Source organism: Providencia sp. M-27 (genome assembly GCF_011077905.1).
GTDB classification, from domain to species: domain Bacteria; phylum Pseudomonadota; class Gammaproteobacteria; order Enterobacterales; family Enterobacteriaceae; genus Providencia; species Providencia huaxiensis.
Map to the genome: position 1 here is coordinate 63,499 of NZ_JAALBT010000006.1, position 21,865 is coordinate 85,363.

At 41.3% G+C, this 21,865-nt stretch carries 19 protein-coding genes; 10 read left to right on the forward strand and 9 right to left on the reverse strand.

Annotated features, from left to right (window positions below):
* Positions 1 to 226 precede the first annotated feature (226 nt).
* From nagE to glnS, 7 genes are all read left to right on the forward strand, one after another.
* A complete protein-coding gene (gene nagE, locus G6Q48_RS10450; protein ID WP_166266310.1) occupies positions 227 to 2,254 on the forward strand; it encodes an N-acetylglucosamine-specific PTS transporter subunit IIBC in 2,028 nt (675 codons plus the stop codon).
* A gap of 263 nt (positions 2,255 to 2,517) precedes the next feature.
* On the forward strand, positions 2,518 to 2,613 hold the full coding sequence (locus tag G6Q48_RS22795; protein WP_256372928.1) for a colicin E3-like toxin immunity protein: 96 nt from the start codon (positions 2,518 to 2,520) through the stop codon (positions 2,611 to 2,613).
* Positions 2,610 to 2,744 (forward strand): colicin E3-like toxin immunity protein, encoded by a 135-nt coding sequence (locus tag G6Q48_RS22800; RefSeq protein ID WP_256372929.1) that lies wholly within the window; start codon positions 2,610 to 2,612, stop codon positions 2,742 to 2,744. The genes G6Q48_RS22795 and G6Q48_RS22800 overlap by 4 nt, the downstream gene beginning before the upstream one ends.
* Positions 2,745 to 2,926: 182 nt before the next feature.
* The gene (locus G6Q48_RS10460) at positions 2,927 to 4,180 is read left to right on the forward strand and encodes a hypothetical protein (RefSeq protein ID WP_166266313.1); all 1,254 of its coding nucleotides are present in this window, start codon (positions 2,927 to 2,929) and stop codon (positions 4,178 to 4,180) included.
* Positions 4,181 to 4,215: 35 nt separating this feature from the next.
* Positions 4,216 to 4,983 carry an SEL1-like repeat protein gene (locus G6Q48_RS10465; protein WP_166266316.1) on the forward strand — a complete coding sequence of 256 codons (768 nt, stop codon included), beginning with the start codon at positions 4,216 to 4,218 and terminating at the stop codon, positions 4,981 to 4,983.
* Positions 4,984 to 5,156: 173 nt separating this feature from the next.
* Positions 5,157 to 5,972 carry a sulfite exporter TauE/SafE family protein gene (locus G6Q48_RS10470; RefSeq protein WP_102138317.1) on the forward strand — a complete coding sequence of 272 codons (816 nt, stop codon included), beginning with the start codon at positions 5,157 to 5,159 and terminating at the stop codon, positions 5,970 to 5,972.
* 169 nt (positions 5,973 to 6,141) lie between these two features.
* Positions 6,142 to 7,809 (forward strand): glutamine--tRNA ligase, encoded by a 1,668-nt coding sequence (glnS, locus tag G6Q48_RS10475; protein ID WP_148241592.1) that lies wholly within the window; start codon positions 6,142 to 6,144, stop codon positions 7,807 to 7,809.
* A gap of 232 nt (positions 7,810 to 8,041) precedes the next feature.
* On the opposite strand, the gene G6Q48_RS10480 is transcribed toward glnS, so the two are convergent.
* From G6Q48_RS10480 to kdpF, 7 genes are all read right to left on the reverse strand, one after another.
* On the reverse strand, positions 8,042 to 8,431 hold the full coding sequence (locus G6Q48_RS10480; RefSeq protein ID WP_102138530.1) for a DUF5329 family protein: 390 nt from the start codon (positions 8,429 to 8,431) through the stop codon (positions 8,042 to 8,044).
* A 103-nt stretch (positions 8,432 to 8,534) separates the two neighbouring features.
* Positions 8,535 to 9,221: a two-component system response regulator KdpE gene (kdpE, locus tag G6Q48_RS10485; RefSeq protein WP_102138319.1), complete on the reverse strand. Its 687-nt coding sequence runs from the start codon at positions 9,219 to 9,221 to the stop codon at positions 8,535 to 8,537.
* Between the two features lie 15 nt (positions 9,222 to 9,236).
* Positions 9,237 to 11,924, reverse strand: a complete 2,688-nt coding sequence (kdpD, locus tag G6Q48_RS10490) for a two-component system sensor histidine kinase KdpD (RefSeq protein WP_166266539.1) — start codon at positions 11,922 to 11,924, stop codon at positions 9,237 to 9,239.
* Between the two features lie 8 nt (positions 11,925 to 11,932).
* Complete coding sequence (kdpC, locus tag G6Q48_RS10495; RefSeq protein WP_166266319.1) at positions 11,933 to 12,526, reverse strand: potassium-transporting ATPase subunit KdpC; 594 nt, start codon at positions 12,524 to 12,526, stop codon at positions 11,933 to 11,935.
* A 10-nt stretch (positions 12,527 to 12,536) separates the two neighbouring features.
* Complete coding sequence (gene kdpB / locus G6Q48_RS10500; RefSeq protein WP_166266322.1) at positions 12,537 to 14,600, reverse strand: potassium-transporting ATPase subunit KdpB; 2,064 nt, start codon at positions 14,598 to 14,600, stop codon at positions 12,537 to 12,539.
* Between the two features lie 13 nt (positions 14,601 to 14,613).
* On the reverse strand, positions 14,614 to 16,317 hold the full coding sequence (kdpA, locus tag G6Q48_RS10505; RefSeq protein WP_166266325.1) for a potassium-transporting ATPase subunit KdpA: 1,704 nt from the start codon (positions 16,315 to 16,317) through the stop codon (positions 14,614 to 14,616).
* 1 nt (position 16,318) lies between these two features.
* Positions 16,319 to 16,408 (reverse strand): K(+)-transporting ATPase subunit F, encoded by a 90-nt coding sequence (gene kdpF, locus G6Q48_RS23195; RefSeq protein ID WP_102138324.1) that lies wholly within the window; start codon positions 16,406 to 16,408, stop codon positions 16,319 to 16,321.
* 440 nt (positions 16,409 to 16,848) lie between these two features.
* Here kdpF and G6Q48_RS10515 point away from each other — a divergent pair, with 440 nt between their 5' ends.
* Together G6Q48_RS10515 and G6Q48_RS10520 are read left to right on the forward strand one after the other, a co-directional pair.
* Entirely contained in the window at positions 16,849 to 17,055 is a 207-nt protein-coding gene (locus G6Q48_RS10515; protein WP_036957942.1) for a YbfA family protein, read from the forward strand.
* Between the two features lie 233 nt (positions 17,056 to 17,288).
* Positions 17,289 to 18,032 (forward strand): type 2 GTP cyclohydrolase I, encoded by a 744-nt coding sequence (locus tag G6Q48_RS10520; protein WP_102138325.1) that lies wholly within the window; start codon positions 17,289 to 17,291, stop codon positions 18,030 to 18,032.
* Positions 18,033 to 18,188: 156 nt separating this feature from the next.
* Here G6Q48_RS10520 and G6Q48_RS10525 read toward each other — a convergent pair whose 3' ends face one another.
* A complete protein-coding gene (locus tag G6Q48_RS10525; RefSeq protein ID WP_166266328.1) occupies positions 18,189 to 19,316 on the reverse strand; it encodes a multidrug effflux MFS transporter in 1,128 nt (375 codons plus the stop codon).
* Positions 19,317 to 19,446: 130 nt separating this feature from the next.
* Between G6Q48_RS10525 and G6Q48_RS10530 the strand changes: the two genes are divergently transcribed.
* Positions 19,447 to 20,208: an AraC family transcriptional regulator gene (locus G6Q48_RS10530; protein WP_102138327.1), complete on the forward strand. Its 762-nt coding sequence runs from the start codon at positions 19,447 to 19,449 to the stop codon at positions 20,206 to 20,208.
* An 81-nt stretch (positions 20,209 to 20,289) separates the two neighbouring features.
* On the opposite strand, the gene G6Q48_RS10535 is transcribed toward G6Q48_RS10530, so the two are convergent.
* The gene (locus tag G6Q48_RS10535) at positions 20,290 to 21,576 is read right to left on the reverse strand and encodes a citrate synthase (RefSeq protein ID WP_004909058.1); all 1,287 of its coding nucleotides are present in this window, start codon (positions 21,574 to 21,576) and stop codon (positions 20,290 to 20,292) included.
* Positions 21,577 to 21,865: the final 289 nt, after the last annotated feature.

Genomic DNA, 21,865 nt, shown 5'->3' on the forward strand with positions numbered 1-21,865 from the left:
GTTATTTTTAATCATAAAATAAGTTTTCAATAATAGCTAGTAATTTAGTCATATCGGTAACTCTTTCGTTGACATTTATCACAAATCGAACCTATTTATTTTGCATCGCGAAACAATTAATTTAGACTATAAAATTGATACTCTCAATAACCTAAATTATGATTTAGGTGTGTGAACAATAAGATCCCGTAAATGGGGCAAAAATAGGGCTATAAAGGGGGAGTTTGTGAATATTCTTAGCTACTTACAGCGGATTGGTAGGGCACTTATGGTGCCAGTTGCAGTACTACCAGCCGCAGCAATCCTGATGGGGATTGGCTATTGGATTGACCCAGATGGTTGGGGAGCCAATAGTGCAATCGCGGCGTTACTGATTAAATCGGGCGCGGCTATTATTGATAATATGTCCGTGCTATTTGCTATTGGTGTTGCTTATGGGATGTCAAAAGATAAGGACGGTGCGGCTGCACTGACCGGTTTTGTCGGCTTTTTAGTGGTGACAACACTGTGTTCTCCTGCATCTTATTCCATGATCATGAATGTTCCGTTGGAAAGCGTTCCTGCGGCATTCGGTAAAATAAATAACCAGTTCGTGGGTATTCTAGTTGGGGTTTTGTCTGCGGAATTGTACAACCGTTATAGTGGCGTAGAGCTACCAAAAGCGTTGTCTTTCTTTAGCGGCCGTCGCCTTGTACCAATTCTGACATCATTCTTAATGATCATCTTAGCCTTCATACTGATGTATGTGTGGCCAGTGGTCTATAACGGTTTAGTGTCTTTCGGTGAAAGCATTAAAGACTTAGGCTCAGTGGGTGCGGGTATTTACGCATTCTTCAACCGTTTATTAATTCCTGTTGGTCTTCACCATGCACTTAACTCAGTGTTCTGGTTTGACGTTGCAGGGATCAATGATATTCCAAATTTCTTAGGCGGTGCTAAGTCAATTGATGCAGGCCTGGCAACGGTGGGGATCACGGGTCGTTATCAAGCTGGTTTCTTCCCAATTATGATGTTTGGTCTACCTGGTGCGGCATTAGCGATTTACCACTGCGCACGTCCAGAAAATAAGGCAAAAGTTGCTGGTATTATGATTGCTGGTGCGTTTGCTGCATTCTTCACCGGGATCACTGAACCGCTCGAATTCTCTTTCATGTTCGTGGCACCGATTCTGTATGTAGTCCACGCATTGTTAACCGGTATTTCGGTTTATATCGCAGCAACAATGGAATGGATCTCAGGATTTGGTTTCAGTGCTGGTTTAGTCGATATGCTATTGCAATCACGTAACCCACTAGCTGTTCAGTGGTATATGTTGATTGTCCAAGGCTTAGTCTTCTTCTGCATCTACTATGTCATTTTCCGCTTCATGATCCGCAAATTCAACCTGTTAACACCAGGCCGTGAAGAGAGCGCAGGTGATGAAACGATTGATGGTTATGACGAAAGCATTAGCCCTGCTGATAGCAGTGACAGCGATATTCAAAAAGAAGCTCGCCAATATGTTGCAGCGGTGGGTGGTAGCGACAACATCGTCAGTATTGATGCCTGTATCACTCGTTTACGTTTAGGTGTTAAAGATTCAGCGGTTGTTAACGACGCCATGACAAAACGTTTAGGGGCTTCAGGTGTTATCCGCTTAAGCAAACAAAATGTTCAAGTGATTGTCGGTACACGTGCTGAATTGGTGGCAAAAGCAATGACTGAAGTGATTGCAAAAGGCCCAATTGCAGGCTCTGCTCCAGTTGCAGTAGCTGAAGAGAAAAAAGCCGCAGAGCCTGCAAAAGCAAAAGGTAATGTGATTTTATCTCTGGTTGCGCCAGTGAGTGGTCAAGTTTTCTCTCTTGATGATGTGCCAGATGAAGCGTTCTCTAGCCGTATTGTGGGTGATGGTATTGCCATCAAACCAACAAGTAGTGAAGTGTTAGCCCCTGCATCAGGTACGGTAGTGAAAATTTTCGAAACTAACCATGCATTCTGCCTTGAAACAGAAAATGGCGTCGAACTCATTGTCCATATGGGTATTGATACCGTTGCACTGAAAGGCGAAGGTTGTGCACGTTTAGTGGAAGAAGGAGCTGAAGTAACTGCGGGTACGCCTATCCTAAAATTAGATTTACCGTTCCTTGAAGCGAATGCTAAATCAATGATTAGCCCAGTTATCATTAGTAATATCGATGACTTCGCTGGCGTTGAGATCTTAGTTGAAGGCGACGTGAAAGCAGGCGAAACGGTTATTTATAATGTTCTGAAATAATTCAGCTTAATATTATAAGTGAGTAAGAGGGTGGCTTAGGCCACCCTCTTTATTTATGTAGTTTAAATAAGAAAAAGATAATCATATAGGGCATAACAAATAATGATAATCAGTATAAATTGAGTTTGGTTTATAAATTAAATATAATTAATTGTTAGCTTTGTGGAGAGGCTGAAATACGAGAGTAATTAAAATAAAAGTGCCTAAAAGCAATATAACAAAGAATCTATACGGAGAAAAATGGGATTTAAAATTCATTTGGTTTGATAAACAAACCAAATGAATATGTTGGTGAAGAGTATTCTCTTGACTTAGGGGATGATGGTAGCATTATAGAAAAAACTATTAACCCTGAATAAAATATTATTATAATGGTTGTTTTGATGTACTTTCTGATTGGGTCTCTAATCTTCAAAAGCATATAAAACATAAAGTTAAATTTAATAAATATGATTATCAAGTTTCATTAGATTATCGAGAAGAATGGTAATTATTTATATTTATAAATTATTAGTAAATCATTTAATTTGCTTGTTTTTATGCAGGTTAATATTTCCCCATAAAAATGGGGGCTATTTAAAATAATTGGTAATTTATTTATTTAAAATAAAGATAAAAATCTGTGGAAATATTAGGGATTTATTCAAAGTAATAACATAAGGAATATGTATTATGACAGAGTCAATAAAGCACCTACAGATCCATAAACTAGAAGATATGAATATACATAGAAACTTAGGCGCAGGTCATGACCCGATGCAGATAGGGCCACCCAGCATAACCATTCATGTGGCGCCTAAAGGTAGTCCAATTTACAATCAGTTAGGAGAAGACACGGGGAATACATCACAATGGGGACATACCTATATTAGTATTCGAGGCATTAATCCTGTGACACATAGTTATGAACAAATTAGCATGGGACTTAGTCCAGGAGAAGATTGGGGGTCATCAAAAGATAATTTGTCTTTTAATGATCATGTTCGTTATAAAAGTGCTTCCACATTGACGATAACATCAAATAATCAACAGTTTTTTAGTCATTTCAATAATCTGTATACGGCTATGCATGATTATAAAACAGGAAAAACGCAGCCTCCGAATTATAATCCATTTAGTTTAACTGGGGAAAAAACGTGCGGTAAATTTGTTCAGTCAGAGCTAGAAAAAGCAGGCATGCAAGGCATTAATATCCCTTTTTGGCCTGATGATGTTTATGAGAACTTAGACAATTTGGCTGATGATTACGAAACACCATTAGTAATTGACTTAGGTGGTAATGGTGTACAAACTTTAGTAGAAAGTTTTGGCGTTGAATTCGATTTTAAAGGAAATGCAATTAAGTCGCGAACAGGCTGGGTACACCCAGATGATGGATTACTGGTGTGGGATAAAAATAAAGATGGCATGATTAATTCAGGTAACGAATTGTTTGGTAACAATAGCCTACAGATTAGTAATACACAACTGAAAGATGGCTTTTCTGCTTTATCTGAATTGGACAGTAATACTGATAGAACTATTAATTCAAGTGATAAGTTTTGGTTGGAGTTAAAAGTCTGGCAAGATAAAAATTCGGATGGTATTAGTCAATTCCATGAATTAACAAATTTAAGTAATATGGGCATTAACGCAATTGAGTTGAATGCAAATGAGCTCAATTTTTATGATGAGAATGGTAATTTCCATAAATTAATGGCTAAGGTAAGTTGGGATAATAATAAGCAAACTGAAATCGTTGATGTATTATTTCACCAGCGAACGAATACGATTAATTTACAACAAAATTTTAATCAACTTATTGATAATATCGTTGGTTTTTCATTCCCCTCAAATGATGACTGTATCTTTTTAATTGCAGACACCATAACAAGCTATCCTCATGCAACTTCACTTTCTACCAATGATTTAGGAAAAATCTCGTGAGGTTGCTTTCATGGTCTATCGTTATAGGAGCGTTCATGATAGGGACTCCAACTTGGGGAGGAAATACAAATCCTCCTTTAATTCCAACTGTAAGAGATCGTCTATATACCATTGGGTATAATGAAACAGAACTACGTTATGACCCAGACCTACCTAAAAAAGTTTCTTATCCTGCAAACCAACAGCAAGTGCTTGAGTTATATCATCGGGCATTAAAAAATAATAATGAAGATGATAATTATGTTTTGTTTTCTTTTTTCAGAATTGGTTGCACCGATTTTAAGCATTTACATAATGTGAAAGCTGCAAAAGAAGAGTGTGCACTGGCAAATTTCTTTTTGAAGAGAGTATTAAAAATTAATTCTAACAATGGGTTAGCTCTGTTATTTACAGGGGTAAACTATCAGCATGGTAATGGGGGGGAAATAAATATGCCAGAAGCAATTTCATATTATGAACGAGCTTACCACCTTCATGGTAATAAGGTACTTGTCGCAGGAAAAAATCTTTCGACGATTTATTTACATGGACTCGGCGGGATCCCTCAGGACTTTAATAAAGCTAAATACTATTTAGAAATGGCCGCAAGAGATAACCCAAAGGGGCAAGATGCATATTACCTCAAGAATTTTGATACATATGTTGATTTACTCAAAATATCAAATGAAGGTGATAAATGTAAGCAACAAAACCCGAATAACCGTATCTGGGTAAAAGAATGTAATGATAAAGTAGAAAAGAAAATAGAAGCGTACTTAAAAAAACATAGAGGAAATCAGAAAGAGAAAGATGCGATTGGTTAATTTATCAAAATTTTATTTTATGACTAATATGAAAGGTAGTTATGAATAATACGTTAAAAGTTGCATTTATTAATAACATTGGCGAAATCTCAAACTAAGTTGTCAAGTTTGCATAAGCAAGGGGCTTTTTTCATCGATAAAATATTTTCTCAATAACTTGAGAGGGTTTATCTGTGGAACTGCTTTTGTGTTTATTTGGCTTTATTTCGGGGATCACCACCGCACTATTCGGCTTCGGTGGCGGTTTTATTACGGTTCCACTGTTATATGCCTTGATTACCTTAGTGTGGGGGCCGCAAAGCGATGCAGGCAGTGTGGCAATGCAAATTGCGGTGGCAACATCAACCTGTGTGATGATCTTTTCATCGACGCTTTCGAGTCGTGCTCATTACCTTAAAGGCAACCTGAGTTGGCCAATTATTCGCCCTTTTATTATCCCTATTTCAATTGGCGGAATTCTAGGGGCAATAGTGGCGTTATCCGTAGATAGTGCATTAATTCGTTGGATATTTATTGGTTATCTCGTCATCACTATTTTAGATTGTTTTATTCGTCCCGGCTTTATGAATACAGGATCTACAGGTATACAAGACTCCCGTGGCGGTATTTTTGCCGATACGCCTATTGGTGTGGTGATTGGTGCTGTCGCGGCATTTCTTGGAGTTGGTGGCAGTGTGATGACAGTCCCTTTAATGCGACGTAGAGGCGCGAGTATGATCCAAGCTGCTGCATTTGCGAACCCATTGACATTACCAATGGCAATCACGGGTACATTAACTTATTTTTATTTCGCCATTGATAAACATATTGACCTTGGAGCGGGTTTTCTGGGGATGATCTATATCAAAGGGGCGTTAATTTTAATTGCGACATCGTGGTTAGGGATCCGCTTTGCTTCTTTATTAATGCCTTACCTGAGCGATAAACGACATGCCCAAAGCTATCCGCTACTGTTACTCGTGGTTTTAGCTGTCATGATACTGGCTTAGGATCGCGTATATTGGTGGGTAAAGATGAGGTTTTTGTCCTAAATTCCTACTGATCATCGCTTTTGCTGCACTTGGCGCAATCAAACGGTTGTTTCCTGATTGATTATGGTAGAATATATTTAATTACCACACGCTTTTAGCGCGCTTTTGGCATTGAGGAATGATGACAATGAATGAGGCAGATGCTCGCCCAACAAATTTTATCCGTCAGATCATAGATGAAGATCTGGCGACCGGAAAACACACGTCAGTGCATACGCGTTTTCCACCTGAACCGAATGGCTATTTACATATTGGTCATGCGAAATCAATCTGCTTGAATTTTGGCATTGCCAAGGATTATCAGGGCCAATGTAACTTACGTTTTGATGACACTAACCCGGTAAAAGAAGATGTCGAATACGTTAACTCCATTCAAGAAGACGTTAAATGGCTTGGTTTTGAGTGGAGCGGTGATGTCCGTTATTCCTCTGATTACTTTGATACCTTGTATCAGTACGCGATCGAGCTGATCAAAAAAGGCTTAGCTTATGTTGACGAACTCAGCCCAGACGAAATTCGCGAATACCGTGGGACACTCAAAGAGCCGGGTAAAAATAGCCCATACCGTGAGCGCCTAATTGAAGACAACTTAGCATTATTCGAAAAAATGCGTGAAGGTGGTTTCGAAGAAGGAAAAGCGTGTTTGCGCGCGAAAATCGATATGGCATCCCCATTTATGGTGATGCGTGACCCAGTTTTATATCGTATTAAGTTTGCGGAACATCACCAATCTGGCAACAAATGGTGTATTTATCCAATGTATGACTTCACGCATTGTATTTCTGATGCATTAGAAGGCATTACGCATTCTTTATGTACGCTAGAGTTCCAAGATAACCGTCGTTTATATGATTGGGTTCTAGACAATATCACGATTGATTGCCATCCACGTCAGTACGAGTTTTCTCGTCTGAATTTGGAATACACGGTGATGTCTAAGCGTAAACTGAACCAATTAGTCACTGAAAAACATGTAAATGGTTGGGATGACCCACGTATGTTAACCATTTCAGGTTTACGTCGTCGTGGCTATACCGCAGCCTCTATTCGTGAATTTTGCCAACGTATTGGTGTTACTAAACAAGACAACAACGTTGAAATGGCCTCTTTAGAGTCTTGTATCCGTGATGACCTGAATGAGTCAGCACCGCGTGCAATGGCGGTTATCGACCCAGTTCGTGTGGTGATTGAAAACATGCCTGCTGGTGAAGAGATTTTAACAGCGCCAAACCATCCAAATAAACCGGAGATGGGTACGCGCCAAGTACCATTTAGCAATGAAATCTATATTGACCGCGCGGACTTCCGTGAAGAAGCGAATCGTCAATATAAACGTTTAGTCTTAGGTAAAGAAGTTCGTTTGCGTAATGCATACATCATTAAGGCAGAGCGTGTTGAAAAAGACGCTGATGGTAATATCACAACAATTTACTGTACTTATGATGCAGGCACATTGAATAAAGATCCAGCAGATGGCCGTAAAGTCAAAGGCGTTATTCATTGGGTTAGCGTCGCTCATGCATTACCGGCAGAAATTCGTCTGTATGACCGTTTGTTTACAGTACCAAACCCAGGTGCAGAAGACGATTTCTTATCGGTTATCAACCCTGAGTCGCTGGTTATTCGCCAAGGCTTTGTTGAGCCGAGCCTGAAAGGTGCTGTGGCAGAAAAGGCGTACCAATTTGAACGTGAAGGCTATTTCTGTGCTGACAACCGTTTAAGCAGCGCAGATCATTTAGTGTTTAATCGGACTGTGGGGTTGCGTGATACTTGGGCGAAGCTCGAGTCTAACTAAAATCCTCGTTATCCTTCGCGCTGTAGGTGTGTTAGCTTCACCCACTAGCCCTAGTCACATACTTATGTATGCTCCTAGGGTCTAGCGGTTTTGCTGCCTTCCTACAACACGAATGATTTAGAGGATTGCCCCTGACAAATAAATTATTTAGAGGGCTGTTCGAGAGCATTAGAACAAAAAAAGCCGTGATATTTCTAGTTAATATCACGGCTTTTTCTATGGATAATACGACTTACTGAGGTTTGTTATCCACTTTTTCTTTTAATAATTCATGCAGATATTCATTCGCGGAAGTCACATTTCCTTGTGCATCTTTGACTTGATACTCTTCACCCGTAACTGATGACTTTGAAGCAACGTTATCAATAAATTGTTCTGCAGTATTGAGGCGTTTCTCTGTTTTGCGTAATTTTAATCTCAAGTGAGACTCTGCATCGACAGCGGAATGTTCAGTACCATTACGGGTAAATGTAAGATTTTGCTGTTTACCAAGTGCTGCTAATAATGATTCAGTACGCATTTTTTCTTCAGGGCTTAATGCAAGGGCTTGAGTGGTAACAAAAACACTTAAAAAAAGTACTAATGCAGATGAAAAACGGTTTGATAGCTGGGTAGTAAGCATTTGCACGAATTTCTCTCCATAGAAATAAAGGTGAGAAAATTATAAGCAGACTTTTAATTTAAACTATCGGTAAGATTCTTAGAATTCAATTATTGATAGTTGATTAAGGCATAAAGCGATAACCAATCCCTGTTTCGGTTAATAAGTGAATAGGGCGAGCAGGGTCATTCTCCAGTTTTTGTCGTAGATGACCCATATAGATACGTAGGTAATGATTATGTTCCACATAATTAGGCCCCCACACTTGTAGTAACAAATGCCGTTGAGTCAATACTTTGCCACTGTTAGCCACCAGTTCACTGAGTAAACGAAACTCAATTGGGGTAAGGTGGAGCTCTTCACCTTGTTTGGTAACAATTCGATTAATAAAATCGATAGTGATATCCCCAAACTGGCATTTTGAGTTTTCTTGAGTAACTTTACCAAAACGCCGTAAAGCGACCCTAACACGAGCCAGTAATTCACTAATACCAAAGGGTTTTGTCAGGTAATCATCAGCGCCTGCATCCAATGCAGCCACCTTTTGTGATTCTTCTTCACGAGCGGATAAAACAATGATAGGAATACTACTCCACTGGCGTAGTTCACGAATCAAATTGAGTCCATCGCCATCAGGTAAGCCAAGGTCTAAAATCAATAAATCAGGTTGCCGCGTACCGGACTCAATGAGCCCGCGTTGGTAATTTTCCGCCTCAAAGACCTTCCAGCCTTCACCTTCCAGCGCCAAGCGAACAAAGCGACGGATTTCTTTTTCATCTTCAACAACTAGAATTTGATGGCTAGTACTCACAATATTGCTAATCCTTTATGTTTCTACTTCGATATCAGGTAGTTGCTTTAGGGGTAAGACAAAGTGGAAGCTGGCTCCACCTTTATTATTATTCTGCGCCCAAATTTCCCCTTCATGTAATTGAATTATAGCACGGCAAATAGCGAGCCCTAAGCCAACCCCTGGGATCGCTGACTCTTTTTGCGCTCGAGAAAATTTGTCGAAAATATTTTTTTCTTGCCCGTTTGGGATCCCATTGCTGGCATCCCATACTTCGATGTGAATTTTCTGACCTTCAACGGCAGCTCGAATACCAATCGGGGTATCGTTATGGCTGTATTTTACAGCATTTTCTAATAGATTGATTAGAACCCGTTCAATCAAATTAGCATCACAATAAAGTAATAAATCGGCTGGAATATCAATTTCTAAAGGGTGACTGTGTAAGGTGTAATCCAAAGTTCTAACGGCACTACTGGTAATTTCTTGCAGCGATTCCCACGCTAAATTGGGCTGAATACTACCAGATTGCAAGCGAGCCATATCCAATAAATTATTCACTAAACGCGAGGTGCTAAGCACTTGCTGGCGCATTTGGTTAACTTGCTCTGTAAGTGGTGAGTTTTCCGCAGATAAATTCAACATTAAAATTTCAGTTTGACCGAATAAAACGGTAAGCGGTGTTTTTAGGTCATGAGAAAGTGCAGCAAGTAACGAGTTTCTCAGTTGTTCACGTTCAATATCTAATTTGGCAGACTCAGCTTGTTTGGTCAGTTGTAGACGAGCAAGAGCACTAGCAATCAACCCCGTGAAGGTTTGCAGCATGCGTTGCTGCTCTGGGATCAATAACTGGCGCATATTTCTTGGCTCAATGGCAAGAACGGCAAGAGTTTGATCTGCTGTAGTGATCGGTTGTAATTGATAAGGAACACTTGGCAAAGTATCCGTACCAGCACCGGCTGGCTGGCGTTTATCAAAACTCCACTTAGCAATGGCTTTATCAATTTGCATTGCAGTGTAGCCATCACATTGTAACGGTGTTAATTGGCCATCCTCATCAGGTAATAATAAGCAACTTTTGGCTTGGAAGGCATTATTAAGGAAATGGTACCCTGTTTTACCGATATCATCTGTGGTGATAGCTTGTCCTAATTCTTTTGTCATTTCATATAGATGACGTGTCCGTTGTTCGCGATACCGAGCGATACGTGCTTGGTATCGCATACCCGCAGTTAGATTTCCCACAACAACCCCAACAATTAGCATCACCGTAAAAGTGACTAAATATTGCATGTCCATGATAGCAAGGGAAAAATGGGGTTGAACAAAGAACAGATCAAAACTGATCACGTTGACCAGCGCTGCAAAGACAGAGGGGCGTCGGCCATAAAATAATGCAATTAACACGACACCTAATAGATAGAGTGTCACGAGGTTGGCTTTGTCGAGAGCCAATAAAAAAGTGCGAGAAAATAAAGTGATAGTGGCGCACATTACAATAGCCATTAAATAGCCATTCATATCTGATCGCCATTTTTCAGAGAACGGCTTTCTTTCCGGCTCTTTATCCCACTCACTTTTCTCTTCAAGTGCGACGATCACTAAATCCAGATCAGGGCCGAGCTTACCAAGGCGATCGGCAAAGCCGGGGCGCCAATTGAGCTTAAACCATTTGTTTGATTTATCACGTCGGCCAATTAATATCTTTCCTAAATTATGTTCTCGTGCATAACGTAATATCGCTTTTTCTTCTGAAGGGTCGGATAACGTTGCCGTCTCTGCCCCTAAGTCTTGAGCAAGGCGTAACGCTTTTAAGATAGCTCTGCGCTGGGTTTCAGGTAGCTGATGAAGTGCAGGGGTTTCAACATAAACAGCATGCCAGACACTACCGAATTTTGCAGCAAGCCGAGCAGCTGTACGAACTAACTTTTCATTTCCCCTATTATGGCCGATGCATAGCAATAGCCCATCGCGGGTATGCCAAACAGGTGCTTGGCCTTTACCGCCGCGAAATTCACGCATTTGGTCATCAACTCGGTCAGCTGTACGGCGAAGTGCGAGCTCACGAAGTGCAATTAAATTTTCTTTGCGGAAAAAATGTTCAATGGCGCGTTCGGCTTGCCCTGGTATGTACACTTTGCCTTCTTTAAGGCGCTGTCGTAGATCGTCAGGAGGAAGGTCAACTAATACCACCTCGTCAGCAGCATCAAAAATATGATCTGGAACCGTTTCACGTACACGAATACCTGTAATGCTTCCAACAATATCATTCAGACTTTCAATGTGTTGAACGTTAATGGTTGTCAACACATCAATTCCGGCATCAAGCAATTCTTCGACATCTTGCCAGCGTTTAGGATGGCGGCTGCCATTGGGGTTACTAAATGCTAACTCATCCATTAAAATTATGGCTGGATGTCTAGCAATTGCAGCATCAATATCGAAGCCATTTAGGCGACGACCGTGATGAATAATGCGTCTGGGTGGCAATAGAGAAAGGCCGTCAAGTAGCGCGGCCGTTTCTTCTCTTTCATGGGTTTCTACTACGCCAATCAGCACATCTAGCCCTTGTGCTCTGAGTCTTTGTGCTTCTTGGAGCATGGCATACGTTTTTCCAACGCCTGCACAGGCCCCGAAAAAAATCTTTAATTTGCCTCGTCCAATTTCATTGGCTTTGGCCAAGAGTTCATCGGGGTTAGGGCGGAGAGGTTCCTGATTGTTCATCATAGCCCCTAGTGAGTTTGACTATTTATTTGTTGTTGATATTCATCAAGTGCTAAGTTCAGTTTTAGCACATTAATGACTGGTTCGCCTAAAAAGGGTAACAGTGCCTGTTCAGTATGTGTTTCTATCAATGATTTTACCGCATTCAATGGAATTTGCCTGCTTTTTGCAATGCGTGGCGCTTGGTATAACGCTGCATCAATAGCAATATTGGGGTCTAAGCCACTGGCAGACGTTGTGAGTAAATCCACGGGAATTGCACGACTGGCATCGGGATTTTCTGCGCGCAGTTGTTCACTGCGTTCAGTCATAACTTGTTGTAATAATGGATTGCTGACCGCTAAATTACTTCCACCAGAAGCTAATGCATTGTAGGGGCTATCAATAGTTGAGGAGGGGCGACCGTGAAAGTAGCGGACGTTACTCACATTTTGCCCGACCAAAGCTGAGCCAACAATACGCTCATCTTGAGTGAGCAAAGAGCCATTAGCCTGCCATGGAAAGAAAACATGAGCGAGGCCCGTTACCATTAATGGGTAGGCTATACCGGTAAAAAGAGTGAGTATTAATAGCATAATAATCGATGAACGGATCATATTCATAATCAATACCTTAAATCCCAAAGAGACTAATAAATAGATCAATGAGCTTGATCCCAATAAATGGCACAATCAGCCCGCCTAAACCATAAATACCTAAGTTACGTTGCAATAATGATTGTGAGCTCATTGGGCGATAATTAACCCCTTTAATTGCTAGAGGGATCAGGAAAATAATAATTAATGCATTAAAGATCACTGCGGAAAGAATTGCAGAGGCAGGTGAGTGCAAATGCATTACATTTAATGCGTTAAGTTGTGGCCATGTTACGGCGAAGGCCGCAGGAATAATCGCAAAGTATTTAGCAATATCATTGGCAATACTGAACGTCGTTAATGAACCACGGGTCATCAGCATTTGTTTACCAATATGCACCACTTCAATCAGCTTGGTTGGGTTAGAATCTAAATCCACCATATTACCGGCTTCTTTTGCTGCTTGGGTACCAGAGTTCATTGCCACTGCGACATCCGCTTGCGCCAGTGCTGGCGCATCGTTGGTGCCGTCACCTGTCATGGCAACCAAACGGCCTTCAGTTTGATATTGGCGGATCAACGCGAGTTTGGCTTCCGGTGTAGCCTCTGCAAGGAAATCATCCACTCCTGCTTCAGCTGCAATTGCCGCGGCTGTTAAATGGTTATCCCCTGTGATCATCACAGTTTTGATACCCATACTGCGCATTTGGGCAAAGCGTTCTTTCATACCCCCTTTGACGATATCTTTTAATGCAACAACACCTAAAACCGTCTTATTATCAACCACCACAAGTGGAGTTCCACCTAAATGGGCTACTTTTTCGACCAGTTGATCCGCTTCAACAGGGAATTTACCTTGGTTAGCTTCAATATAACGGCGGATCGCATCAGCAGAACCTTTGCGGATCATCCGTTCGCCAATATTGACTCCACTCATACGTGTCATCGCGGAGAAAGGAACAAAGGTTGCATTCAGGGCATGAATGTCTCTTTCGCGTAAATTGAACTTTTGTTTCGCTAGCACCACAATGCTGCGCCCTTCAGGTGTCTCATCAGCTAAAGAAGACAATTGTGCGGCATCAGCCAGTTGCTGTTCAGTGATACCCGTTAGCGGTAAAAATTCGGAGGCTTGGCGGTTTCCCAGTGTAATTGTCCCCGTTTTATCGAGTAATAGAACGTCAACGTCTCCTGCTGCTTCCACTGCGCGACCGCTGGTGGCAATCACATTTGCCCCTAACATGCGGCTCATCCCTGCCACGCCGATAGATGAAAGCAAGCCGCCAATGGTGGTTGGAATTAAACAGACTAATAGGGCAATCAATACTAAAATAGAAACCGCATCGCCAGCACCTGCATAATCTGCGGCAAAAAGGGTAAAAGGGTACAAAGTTGCACAAACGAGGACGAAAATTATCGTGAGTGCAGTTAACAAAATAGTGAGTGCGATTTCATTGGGTGTTTTACGGCGTTGCGCACCTTCAACCATGGAAATCATTCTATCTAAGAAGGTTTCACCGGGGTTAACGGTACATTCCACGATCAGCCAATCGGAAAGTACGCGAGTTCCCCCTGTTACAGAGGAAAAATCTCCACCGGATTCACGGATCACAGGGGCGGACTCCCCAGTGATTGCGCTTTCGTCCACCGAAGCACCGCCTTCGATGACTTCACCGTCACATGGAATGGTTTCTCCTGCACGGATCAACACTATATCGCCTTTACGTAACTGGTCTGAACTCACTATTTCTTGGCTCGCATCCAGTGAGGGCAAAGCTAAACGCGTTGCGCTACTTTGTTGTTTAACGCCTTTTAAGCTTTGGGCTTGTGCTTTACTTCGCCCTTCAGCAAGTGCTTCTGCAAAGTTGGCAAAAATAACTGTAAACCATAGCCAAAAGGTGATCATTCCACTGAACCAAGCACTGCCTTGTGTGTAATCCATTACCATGGCTAACCAGAGAAACGTAGTGATAATACTGCCAATAAAAACTATAAACATCACCGGGTTACGCCATTGTGCTTGTGGTGTACATTTTTTGATAGACTCAAAAATAGACTGCTTGATTAGCTTATTATCGAATAATTTAATATTTTTATTGTTCATATTTTCCTCCTCATCAACCCGCAAAACCAATGTGTAATTGTTCAGCAATTGGACCTAAAGCAAGGGCTGGTACAAAGGTTAGGGCACCAATGAGAAGCACAGTGAAAATCAGTAACCCAATGAATAAAGGGCCTGTCGTTGGTAAAGTGGCGTGGCTTTGGGCTTGTGGTTTTTTATTGGCCATAGACCCCGCGATTGCTAGAACAGGAAGAATGACACCAAAGCGACCGATAAACATAGCTATTGCAAGTAGCACATTGTAGTACGGGGTATTTGTGCTGAGACCTGCAAAAGCGCTACCATTATTATTGGCAGCAGAAGAAAAAGCATATAACACTTCACTAAACCCATGAGCGCCTGGATTTAAAATCCCTGCCCGCCCAGCTTCGCTCATTAATGAAATAGTTGTACCTAGCAGCACTAAGGTTGGGGTGACCAAAATTGCCAGTGCAACCATTTTCATTTCACGCACTTCGATTTTTTTACCGAGGTATTCAGGGGTTCGGCCAATCATCAGGCCAGCAAGGAATACAGCAAGTAGCACAAATAGCAACATACCGTATAAACCTGAACCGACACCACCAAATACGACTTCACCAATTTGCATTAACCACATTGGTACCATCCCGCCCATTGCGGTAAAGGAGTCATGCATTGCGTTAACCGCACCACAAGATGCCGCGGTGGTAACGACGGCAAATAAAGCGGAGCCAACAATACCGAAGCGACTCTCTTTTCCTTCCATATTGGCGGAGCTCGTTGCGTGTAGTTCGGTTAAAAATGGGTTTCCCACATATTCCGCTTTAACCACGACGATGGCAGCAACTACAAAAATGATCCCCATAACCCAGAGTAAAGTGTGGCCTTGTTTGTTGTTACCAACAACACGGCCAAAAGCAAAGCAAAGCGCGGTAGGAATGAGGAAAATCGCTAACATCTGTACAAAATTACTGAGTGCCGTTGGGTTTTCAAAAGGATGTGATGAGTTAGAGCCAAAAAATCCACCGCCATTTGTGCCGAGCAATTTTATCGCTTCCTGTGATGCAACGGGCCCCATAGGGAGTAGCTGTTCACTGCTATCTAAAGGATGAATAAGTAAATAACTGGAAAAATTTTGAATAACACCTTGGCTGACAAAAAAGAGCGCCAAAATAACCGCTAAAGGGAAGAGTAAATACACCGTAATTCGGTAAATATCTAACCACGCATTGCCGACAGTTTTACTGCCATGGCGTGAAAAAGCACGAATAATTGCGAAGGCAACGGCAAGCCCTGTGGCAGCAGACAGGAAGTTTTGGACTGTCAGCCCTGCCATTTGGCTTAAATAGCTTAATGTATTTTCGCCACTATAGGCTTGCCAGTTTGTATTAGTAATAAAACTAACCGCGGTATTGAAGGCTAAGTCCCAGCTCATTCCCCCAAAATGTTGTGGATTAAGCGGTAAATAGCCTTGATTCATTAAAATAGCGAATAATAGAATAAAACCTAAAAAATTAAATAATACAATCGCTAAGGCATATTGCTGCCAATTCATCTCAGCCATGTGTCTTCCCGGCTGTTTGACACCTGTTAAACGCCAAAGTAGGGATTCACTGGCTTCTAATCGACGGGGTATGTCATTGTCGATTAACCGAGCAATACCATTACCTAAAGGTTTTGCTAAGATGAATAGGATCAGTAAAAAGCTACCTAAAAATAGCAATGTGGTAGTCGCCATATCAGAAATCCTCCGCGTTAAGCAGGGCATAAATCAGATACGCTAGCAGTAAAACGACGAGAACTGCCCCAGTAATGGAAAGTAATGACACAGTGTTTTCTCCTTATTATTTCCATGTGATAAGGCTAAAGGGTTCACTGTAAAGAAGCTGATAAAAAGCACGGGCTGGGTGTAAAAAAAGTATAAAAATGACGATTTATTTGCTTGAAAGAGTACGTGGTTATCTCTGAAGGGAATTGCCAATTGTTATGTGATTGTGATTTTTATGTTTATATAAAACATAATTCGGTTAAATTATGTAGTAAAAATACGGAATGGTCCGTTTTTTTAGTCATATTTACATTTAAAGTGGTCAGATGAGTGGTTTTATTACACAATTTGCGATATTCTATTCACAGTCAATATTTTTCATATTATCTGCTCGGTTTTAGTCGCTCTTTACTACTGTGTTAATGGGAAATGTGTGTTAATGGGGAATGATAGAGCAACGCTGGGATCGACAAATAAAGTGGCAACTGAAGGAGGATATCGATGTCCACATATCGCGAATATTCCCGTAATCAGGTACTTGCACGCCGCACTGCTGCTGTAACAGCTGGCATTATTGCGTTTCCGGTTATGGTTTTTTATCCAAAAAGAGCAAAATTTTATAGCCATTTACATAAGGTTTGGGCTAAGACTAGCGATAAACCCGTTTGGTTAGAACGCTCAGAGACAACACTGGAAAGTCATCGCTAATTTAGAGTTGAGTCCCCGGTAATAACCCCTACAATGTTGAATTGTGGGGGTTTTGTTTTTTTATCTTCCATTCTTTATTTTATGATCAGTTATTTTCCATGGGGCAATACCTGCGATTTGCTCTAAATAACACAGAAAAAAATCATGTTTCCGTTTATGCTTATTGATTATCAGTTAATTACGTTCAAACTGGTGGGTAAACAGTTTAGCTGTGCAGTAAAAAGGACAATATAATGCATAACTTAAGATTAGAAGAAATCATTAATGATGAATTGAAAGTTAGTGAGTTCCAAGATTTTGCACCGAATGGATTGCAAGTTGAAGGGCGGCCACATGTACATAAAATCATCACCGGTGTGACAGCTTGCCAAGCATTGCTAGATGCCGCTGTTGAAAAGAAAGCCGATGCCATCATTGTTCACCATGGCTATTTTTGGAAAAATGAGCCAGCCATTATCAAAGGGATGAAAAAAAATCGCTTAAAAACATTATTAGCGAATGATATCAACCTATATGGTTATCACCTCCCATTAGATGCGCACCACAAATTAGGTAATAATACCCAGCTTGCTTATATTATGGGGGTGCAGGTGAATGGCCAAATCGACCCATTAATGCCATTTGGTTTTTTTGACCAACCCATTACGCCTTCAGAGTTAACGTCTCGTTTAGAAACTCGTCTTGGCCGTAAAGTCCTGCATTGTGGTGATAATGCAAAAGAAGAAATTCGCCAAATCGCATGGTGTACAGGGGGAGGGCAAGGCTTCATCCTACAAGCAGCTGAATTTGGTGTAGATGCTTTTGTAACAGGGGAAGTTTCTGAGCAAACCATTCATATAGCAAGGGAAATGGGGATCCATTTCTACAGCGCAGGGCATCACGCAACGGAGCGTTATGGGATCAAGGCGTTGACTAAGTGGCTCGTAGATGAACATGGGTTAGATGCCGAATTTATCGATATCGATAACCCTGCCTAATCTTCTTCGTCTTTCAAACCACAGCGTTGTTGGCTGCATTCGTGAACCCTAGTCACATACTTGTGTATGTTCCTAGGGCTTCACTCTTTTGCCGCCTAGCTGTGATTCGAAATACTTAGAAGATTGATAATCTATTGAAAATAAAAATAAAAATAGCTATTGGGTTCGGTATTTTAACGATGCGAAAACTAATACTGCACTTGAAATAGTTAACACTAAACCTAAGTGTTGGCTCCAGCCAGCGACCATTAGACCGATGGCGAGTCCGATGTAGTAAAATAAACCTAAAATTGCGCCAGCGGTGCCTTTTCTGTCACCATAACGGTTTAATGCATGGGCAAGTATGTTCGGGATCGCAATTCCGTAACCAATAACGACTCCGATAACGGGTAAAACGAACCAAATTGAATCCATTAGCACAAAAACCAAACAGCCACTCACCAAGGAAATCACGCTAGACAGTTTTACAAGCTGCTCAGATGTGTGTTTTTTAGCCAATAAATAGCGATTTGATATCGAACCTAAACCAACCCCAAGCGCTAATAATATCCCTGTTAATCCAAACTGTTGTTGAGTGAGCATTAATTGTTCAAAACTGAATGGAGCCAGCTGATAATAGCTAAATAAATTAATATTGAAAAATGCTATCAAGATCACATTTCTAGCAATTTCTTTATCAGCGATCATGCGTAAAAATGTCTCAATAAATGAGACTTGCGTCACGTTTTCAGGCTTGGTCTCAGGTAAACGACAGGCTGACCAGAGAAAAAGCACCACAGCTAAAATAGCTAAGCCGATAAAAACGGTTCGATAACCGCCAAAACTGACGAGTCCAGCACCAGATAACATTCCCAACGCAGGGCTGATTGCTAAAGCAACACCCATGATAGAAAAAACTTTCGCTAATTCATGGCCTTGGTAGCTATCACGCATAGCGGTTTGTGTACCGATTGAACCGACGGCAGCGCCAAATGCAGACAACATTCTCATTAATAATAATAAATAAAAATGTGTGACAAATAATGCACCAACAGACGCAATACCGTAAATCAATAAACCCGCCAAAATAGTCGGGCGACGCCCTAAGGTGTCACACATACGTCCCCAAAACACCACGCCTAATGCAAAAGCAAAGAAATAAAGCGACAGTGTTTGTGAAGCTTGTTCCGCATTTACTGAGAAAGCGCTGGCAATATCAGTGAGAGCGGGGCTGTATATGGTTTCCACAATTTGAGGAAACATCATTAAGGCAACAGCAAGCCATAATGAAAGAGGGTGTTTCATACTTTTTCCTACCAATCGACTAAAAATAAAGGGTCTAATTAGATACAACGATTTAATAGCAGGTAGTTTAGTGTTATTTTCATTGTCTTATTACAATAATAAAGACTATAAATATCAAAAAAGAGACATTATGGCTTGGCTAAATCAAACAGATAAATTTCAAACTCATTGGTATCGTGCGCCAGTATTGGGGATCGCGGCAAAAATGGGGCAGCATGACTCTGGTTTTCATAAACATGAAATGGGGCAGCTTTTGTTTACACAACAAGGGTGTATACGAATTTCACTGGAAAATCGCCTGTCTTTGCTTCCCCCTGGTAGAGTGGCTTGGATCCCTCCATTTGTTCTTCATCGGGCACAAATGCAGGCATCCGTGGGGTATCGATCGGTTTATTTATCAGAAGAATATGCCAAAAAAATCGGGAACGATGTGGTTATTTTGAATATTTCCCCATTACTAAGGGAAGTGCTAGAACGTATTGCTATTGCTCCGTTTGAGAGTGATTGGCAGCAGGGGCGTTTGGCCAACTTATTACCGGTATTTATCGATGAGCTACAAAGTGCAGCTTTAGAGCCAACACTGTTGCCATTACCGCAAGATAGACGCTTTAAAGGGATTGATATCGAGCAATTACCACCGAATTTAAACCAGTTAGCGCAGACTATCGGTGCGAGTGAGAAAACAATCACGCGTATTTTCTTGAAAGAAACAGGCATGACATTTCAAACATGGCGACAACAATGGCGGTTTATTAAAGCGATTGAGTTGCTTGCACAAGAAAAACCTTATCACTATATTATTCAAGAGCTTGGTCTAACAAGTGATAGCGCGTTTATCAGTTTTTTCCGCAAAATGAGCGGGATGACACCAAGGGAATATCAACAGCAGTAAGCTAAATGACATCAGTAAAAAAGAAAAAAGCCCCGAAAATTCGAGGCCTTAGCATATGTAGGGTTCAGATTTAATTAAATATTATTTTTTTGCTAATTCAGAGTTGAATTCACGTTTGTCATAGCCGGTATATAGCTGGCGAGGACGAGCAATTTTCAGGCCGTCATCGTGCATTTCATTCCAATGTGCAATCCAGCCAATGGTACGTGCAATGGCAAAAATAACAGTAAACATTGAAGATGGAATACCCATTGCTTTCAAGATGATACCTGAGTAGAAGTCAACGTTCGGGTACAGTTTTTTCTCAATGAAATACGGGTCGTTCAATGCGATACGTTCCAGCTCCATAGCGACTTCCAGCAAGCTGTCATTCAAGCCAAGTTCATTTAGAACTTCATGGCAAGTTTCACGCATTACCGTTGCACGTGGATCATGGTTTTTATAAACACGGTGACCGAAGCCCATCAAGCGGAAAGAGTCATTTTTGTCTTTAGCGCGCTCGATAAATGCAGGAATGTGCTCAACAGTTTGGATCTCTTCCAACATACGTAAGCAAGCTTCGTTAGCACCGCCGTGAGCAGGCCCCCACAGTGAAGCGATACCTGCCGCGATACAAGCAAATGGGTTTGCACCGGATGAACCCGCAGTACGTACAGTCGAGGTTGAAGCGTTTTGTTCGTGGTCAGCGTGTAGGATTAAGATACGATCCATTGCGCGTTCTAAAACAGGATTAACTGTGTATTCTTCACATGGTGTCGAGAACATCATATGCAAGAAATTACCCGCGTATGACAGGTCATTACGTGGATAAACAAAAGGTTGGCCAATTGAATATTTGTAACACATCGCTGCGACTGTTGGCATTTTCGACAGCAGACGATAAGCCGTAATTTCACGGTGGCGTGGGTTGTTAACATCTAATGCATCGTGATAGAAAGCTGCTAGTGCGCCAGTAACACCGCATAATACAGCCATTGGGTGTGAGTCACGGCGGAAACCATTAAGCATGCGAGTAATTTGCTCATGGATCATGGTATGGCGAGTCACCGTATTTTTAAATACGTCATATTGTTCTTGAGTTGGTGCTTCACCGTATAGCAGGATATAACAAACTTCGAGATAAGAGGCTTCAGTGGCGAGTTGATCGATAGGGAAACCACGGTGCAACAGGATGCCTTGATCACCATCGATATAGGTGATTTTTGATTCACAGGATGCAGTAGAAGTAAAACCAGGGTCGTAGGTAAAAAACCCTTTAGAACCTAAAGTTCGGACATCGATAACGTCTTGACCAATCGTTGGGCTTAAAATATCTAGGTCAATATCACCCTTACTACCAGTCGTTAGCTTAGCTTTGTTATCAGCCATTACGGTCTCCTTAGCGCTTGATAATCGACACCCAACAACCCAGAAGCTCAGCGTTATACTGTGTCTTCATGCATTGTTCTACCGGTATGCTTTGGAAATCAGCTCGCTATCACATAAAACCTGAAATCTGAGACCGACGACAATGTAATTAGGTTGTTTATGAGTGTGTAGATGTTATGTTCTTTTTGTTGTTTTCCCTACAATATCATTATTTGTGGTAAGGGGAACAACTTTCATAACTTTTGTTATTAATACCCATCATAGTTCAAATTGAAGAGTACTTAACATT